At 64.1% G+C, this 5906-nt stretch carries 4 protein-coding genes; 1 reads left to right on the top strand and 3 read right to left on the bottom strand.

Annotated features, from left to right (window positions below):
* Window positions 1-351 precede the first annotated feature (351 nt).
* From CM1CMNOD_RS01335 to CM1CMNOD_RS01350, 3 genes are all read right to left on the bottom strand, one after another.
* Window positions 352-1932, bottom strand: a complete 1581-nt coding sequence (locus CM1CMNOD_RS01335; RefSeq protein WP_013871895.1) for a type IV secretory system conjugative DNA transfer family protein — start codon at window positions 1930-1932, stop codon at window positions 352-354.
* The gene (locus CM1CMNOD_RS01340; protein ID WP_013871896.1) at window positions 1929-2171 is read right to left on the bottom strand and encodes a hypothetical protein; all 243 of its coding nucleotides are present in this window, start codon (window positions 2169-2171) and stop codon (window positions 1929-1931) included. The genes CM1CMNOD_RS01335 and CM1CMNOD_RS01340 overlap by 4 nt, the downstream gene beginning before the upstream one ends.
* 1491 nt (window positions 2172-3662) lie before the next feature.
* Window positions 3663-4070 carry a hypothetical protein gene (locus CM1CMNOD_RS01350; RefSeq protein WP_013871898.1) on the bottom strand — a complete coding sequence of 136 codons (408 nt, stop codon included), beginning with the start codon at window positions 4068-4070 and terminating at the stop codon, window positions 3663-3665.
* A gap of 220 nt (window positions 4071-4290) precedes the next feature.
* Between CM1CMNOD_RS01350 and CM1CMNOD_RS01355 the strand changes: the two genes are divergently transcribed.
* Window positions 4291-5067 (top strand): GntR family transcriptional regulator, encoded by a 777-nt coding sequence (locus CM1CMNOD_RS01355; protein WP_013871899.1) that lies wholly within the window; start codon window positions 4291-4293, stop codon window positions 5065-5067.
* The last annotated feature ends 839 nt before the right edge of the window (window positions 5068-5906 follow it).

The following is a 5906-nucleotide window of genomic DNA, read 5'->3' on the forward strand; positions in this document are numbered from 1 at the left end:
GGTGGCTGGGTGGGGGGTGGTTCTCCCCGCCGGTCGGGCACCCGGAGGGCTACCAGGGAACCCCCCACCCATGCCAGCCGGGCAGGATGGTCGGCTCTCGCGGTGGGGCATGGGTGGGAGAACCCCTGGTAGAGGCGAGCTTGCCCGACCGACGAGGAGAACCACCCGGGTGGGCTATCCGCGTGGACGCGGCGTTGTACGGGTTTTCGACGGGACACGTCCGATGCCTTTGCAGACTCGGCAGGTCAATTGTCCCGGGCCGTTACAGGACTTGCAGTCGGTCAGCCGACCGGCGTTACGGTTACGACGCGGCACGATTCCCTTTCCTTTCTCGGACAGCATCCGTAAAGCTCAGTGCAGGGTTTTCCCGGCTCGGCTACGGGAGCGGATGAATGCTTGCCATTCCGGATCGAGTTCCGCTTCCGTCAGATAGGGGTCGGTGACAGCCGTCGCCGACGGCACGGCCGGCATGTCCGCAGCGGCGGTCCGGGGGCCGGGAATGGCGAGGGGAGCGGGGTAGTCCCGGGCGAGGGTGGTGATGTCGGTGTCGGTGGGGTAGGCGGCACGGACCCGGATGGGTTCGCGTTGCCGGTCGAGGCGGACATAGCCGACGCCGTGCGCCCACGGGGGGATGGCGTCACAGCGTGCCCCGCGTGCCCGGGCGCCTTCCCCGAGCACCATGTCGACTTGGACGGGTTCGTCGAGGCGCAGCGCGATTCGGGTCGGGAACAACTGCCGGTACGGCAGCACGTCCTTACTCGGATCTTGCACCGCGACGAGGAGTCCGACGCCGGGCCCCCGACCCTGCGAACAGATGATCTGAACGGCTATGTCAACGCTGGCAGCCAACCTGTGATCCGGCTGGTAGGCGGAGAGGAACGCGAATTCATCCACCAGCAGCAGCACGAACGGCGTCTCCACCGACGGGGTGAGCATACGCAGCCGGCGGGTTTTCAACTCCGCCGCCCGGATACGGGTGTAGTCCGCCCCCGCCATGAGGAGATCCGCCATCTCCCCGGTCGAGCCGTCCGCGTAGCGGGTGAACAGGCCCCGGGCCGGGTAGAGTTCCATCCCGCCTTTCGGATCGATCCCCCACACCTCCACCACCCCAGCGGCGATCAGCGGAGCCAGGCCGCGCAGGATGCTGTGCAGCACCGAGCCTTTCCCGGTTCCGGTCGCCCCCGCGAGCAGGGTGTGGGTACCGAGCAGGCCCAGCGTCCACGGCGCGCCATCTTCCCGCAGCCCGACCGGCAACGCCCGCAGATCCGGGGTGGTCGGGATCGGTAGCGCCGGGATCGGGGTGGCCAGCAGGTCACGACGGCGGACATCCACCCACACCCGACCCGGACGGTGCACCCGGATCTGCACCTCATCGGCGCGCAACGCGTGCGCCAGCGGGACCGTGACCGCGTCCAGGTCGTCGGGTGACTGCCCAGGACGTAGGCCGACGAGGAGGGAGTCCCGGGCCCGGGTGGTCCGGACCCGCAGCAACCGAGGCCACTGCTCGACATCGTTGGCGGTCACGGTCAGGTTATGCCGGGCCATCAGCCGCCCCCACCGGGGGGCATACCGCGTCCACCTGCGCCACCACGCCGCCAGCCGGCCGGCCAGCCACAGCCGGTACGAGCCCGGATGGACGATCCGCCACACCAACACACCGCCGGCGAGCAGCGCCACCGCCACCGCGAGGGGACGCCAGCCCACCCGGTCCACCGCCAGCAGCACGATCAGCAGCGCCAGCGAGGTTCGCCGGTAACGGACCGCCAGCCGCGCCAGCCCCGCCAGCCCGGCCCGTAGCAGCCAGCCGGCCAGCTTCCCCAGCGTGACGCCGACGCTGTCCTCCGGGGTGACTCCTACCGGGCGGCGGTGGCGGACGGTCACCCGGGCCGCCGGATCGAGATCCGCCAGCAGCGCCGTCATCCGGCGGGTCACGACGACCGTGCCTGTTGCCGCGCCGCGTGCAGCAACTCTGTCAAATACTCCTCCAGTCCCATCAGCGACTTCATCGCCGCGTGCAGCAGGGCACGGAAATCCTCATCCTCGATATGACCGAAATGCGTGATGACCGCTGCGATACTGTCCGCGGACTCGGCAACCGTTCCTTTCGCCGACCGGATCAACACGGACGCGTCCCCCGACATCCACGGAGACAGGCGATACGCGGGAATCATCAATGAACATCCTTCTGTCGCAGGCACGCATACACGCGCAGCTATCAGGGAGAGCGGGATGGGCGGGACGGTCCGGTCAGCCGCTATCCCGAGGAGTCACCCCCGAGCGGTCGGCATACCAGGTTTCCGCGCAGGTCTTATGGCAGGGTTTCCCCCGCGGGCTTCGACACAGCGCCGGTTTCCCGCACACCACGCACGGACGGGCATCCCCCACCTCGACATGACGCCAGTCCAGCAGGACCGGGCCGTCGGTCACCGGCGGGCACGGGACCGCCGACGGAGTTCCATCGTGATCGGTGGGGAGGCGTCCGCCGCGCGGACCAGCGGAATCGACACCACCCCGGCCCGCGACCGGCCGTCAGCGTCGAACGGCAACGGCAACTGTGTGCCACGGGTGGTACGGGCACGACGTCGAGTAGCCACCGCCGGTCAGGTCTCGTCGACCAGGACAAGATCTGTGATAGACATGAAGATGCTCCGTTTCTCACGCAGGGAACAGGGCACACCGGCCCCGGCAGGTCGGGGGGAGCGGGCAAACTCAGCACCCGACCACCGGGGACGGCCACCCATCACGGTCAGCTCAGGCGGTACTCCGACCAGGCCGCATGCTCGACATCCACAGCCGCGCGAATACCAGCCTCCGAGCAGCCCGACCGACGCCGCGCCGCCACTTCCGCACGCGCCTTATTCGCCTTCTCTAACTTCGCCGCGCGCTGAATCTCCTTGCTACCACGAGCCATAACAACACCACTCCGTTTCTCACGCAGGGAACAGGGGGACAACCACCACCCCGAATGTGGGCAGGAGCGGGCAACACACAACCCACACCCGGGGAGAACAGCCTTACTACTACGCGGCAACTCCGACAATGCATCCGGTAAGACCGGCTGCACCTTCGCCGCTATCCAGACCTTCACCGACCCGGCTTATGCCCGAACTTCCAGTCCACATCTTCGAGCCTGCCGAGATAAACCGTGCACGGTTCCGGGCCACCATAGATAGCGTCCCGTACGCGGATAACAGCACTCTGCTCCGCCTCGTCAACTTTCAGGACATCCACACGCCGACTCCAACCGAAACGGCAGTACCAGCCGACGCCGATAGCCTCTACAGGACCCTCATCCTTGTTGCCACGAGCCATCGCAGCATTCCGTTTCTCACGCAGGGAACAGGGGAACAACCACCACCCCGAATGCGGGCAGGAGCGGGCAACACACAACCCACACCCGGGGAAGACACAGAAATGCCTACAGGAGCCTGACCGTCAGGAACGTCGACGGGATCGTCGACGCGCGTGTTCCGCTTCCACCTCAGCGGCAACACCATCCCAGTCCTTTACCGCCGAAGGATCGTCACCACAGTACCGTCGTGCAATACTCCGGAGATTACGGGCAGCCGACGGCAGAACCCAATCCGGAAGACTACCAATCGCAGCCTTGTTGTCACCATCACGAACAAGGTCCACGACCAGCGAAACACCATCAGCCACGACTACGCCGCCGACTTCGCCGTACGAGCAGCACCCGGAGCATGCATCCCGGTCGCGCGAATCGCATACGCCATCCGCCCCGTCGACCGATTCACATACGGCGCCACCGACAGATTCTCGAACTCAACCGGCCGGAACGGCAGCCCCGGCAACGCATCCGGCGGAACCGGCTGCACCCTCGCCGCGATCCGAACCTTCACCGACCGCGCCGACGCCCGCGCCTCAGGATCCGCATCATGCACCGGCACATCCCACAGCAACAGACCACTGTCCTTGTCCGTCTTCTGCCGCCGTGACGCCATCGGCACCTTCTCATCGAACTCCGACACCGGCTCCACCGGACCCGTCACAAACGCACCATGCGGGAACAGCTCATCAAATGAGATCTTGAACTCACGAGGAACAGGCATGGCTTACGTCTCCTTAAGGATGGTTTGTGATCCCAACTGGTAGGAACGTCCTGTCCAGTAGGACCACTATAGCAGACTGGTAGGGACGTGTCTACCAGACGTCTGGACAGGACATGCCGACGTGCCGACCAGTACCCTTAGCTATGTCCGGCAGTGGCAGCGGCACCCAGGAGGCCCCAAGCGAGACCTTCCCGCAGCCTAGGAAGGAAGGTGACGCAGAGTGACGCCAATTGATCGAACGAGTGATCGACCTGCTTATCAGCAAATAGCGGATGAACTTCGTGAAAAGATCGTAACTGGCATACTTCCTGAGAAGGCGAAGCTCCCTTCTGAGCGTGAGCTCTCCGAAGAGTATGAAGCTGCACGCGTTACAATTCGGCAGGCAATCGCGGTTCTTCGGGGTGAAGGTCTAATATCCGCCGAACATGGACGTGGAATATTCGTTAGGCAACGGCGCCCCATTCGAAGGATTGCGCAGAAAAGGCTTTCTCCTAAAGCGCGATCTCTGAATCAGAGCGCCTTCCTTGCAGATACGGCGAATGCCGAATATGAACCCTCTGTGAAGGTGTCTATATCGGTCGAAGGTGCCGACAGTATGACGGCTGAAGTTCTCAACATTGATCCAGGCGATGAGGTTTTGGTTCGGGATCGAGTGATGTTCGCCAACGGTGAGCCTGTTCAACTAGCAACATCGGTATTTACGTGGAAGCTCGCTGGCGGAACACGGATAGAGCAGGAAGACACTGGCCCCGGGGGGGTACACGCTCGACTAACTGAGCTAGGCCGTGAGCCTGTCCGCTTCGTCGAGAAAATAACCGTCCGGATGCCTAGTCCAGAGATCAGAAAAGAGCTTCGGCTAGACAATGGCGTTCCTGTCATCTACATAACTCGTGTCGCGCTTGACAAAAATAGCCTTCCAGTCGAAGTGAACTATATGACTCTTGCAGCCGACCGATACGAACTCGTATACGAATTCTCCTTCGAGAGCGAGAACTGAACGATCGAGAGCGTGTGCCAACTTTCCTTACTTGTTCAAGGGCGGGGGCTTCGCCCCCGCCAGGCACACTCCCGACGCACACGACACGCGGCGCGCGGGTACCCGGTCGCTTCCGCCGCGCAACATGGGGCCCCGCCGCCCTCCGGGCGGCACCCCATGGCGCGTCGGGCGCCCACCCACGCGGCGCGTCGGAGCGTCGGAAGTGTGCCAGAAGGCACACCGAAGCCCGACCCCAGTACGACCCCAACCGCGACGATCGCACGGCACCCCACGGCCCCGTCATATCGAGACGTACCAGGGCACGAGCGACATCAAACCCATAGCGTCGACCGCCTTTTAATCTGCGGGTTCAGGGTTCGATCCCCTGGCGGCCCACACTTGATTATGGCTGCGACCTGCGGTGATCCCATTCTCTAGATCTTCCTTGGAAGATTATTTGAGGTTTGCGAGCTCAATGCGGGCCCGAGTCGCACGATCTTGTTCGTCGGGCGATTGCGCGGGCTCAACACCATGATCCTATTTTGTGACGCTGTGTGTCTGCCGGCGAGTTGACTGAGGTCGGACTCGGTCGTCTCTGGACTCCGAGTGAATCTGACGGCCGCGGCCGTCGAAGCCGGCCGCAACGCACAACAGACCCCGCCCAGCTCCCCTGCGCGGAAGCCGCGTCCACGCCGCCACCAGAAAGGCGCGAAACGGATAATTCGGGACAATTGATCATTGTCCCGCAACTTCCTCGCTGCAGAGCGGCGCAAGGACCACAAGTCCCACGTAGATACGGTCTATAGTCACCAATAGCTCCGTATTTGCGGATCTTGTGCAGCGTCGCACGCCCTGCGTTT

Origin of the sequence: Protofrankia symbiont of Coriaria myrtifolia (assembly GCF_900634755.1) — a bacterium.
GTDB classification, from domain to species: domain Bacteria; phylum Actinomycetota; class Actinomycetes; order Frankiales; family Frankiaceae; genus Protofrankia; species Protofrankia coriariae.

What these genes read in the sequence shown, in the direction of transcription:
- CM1CMNOD_RS01340 (WP_013871896.1), bottom strand. Translation starts at nt 2,171, where the DNA reads ATGATTCCCGCGTATCGCCTGTCTCCGTGGATGTCGGGGGACGCGTCC.
- CM1CMNOD_RS01350 (WP_013871898.1), bottom strand. Translation starts at nt 4,070, where the DNA reads ATGCCTGTTCCTCGTGAGTTCAAGATCTCATTTGATGAGCTGTTCCCG.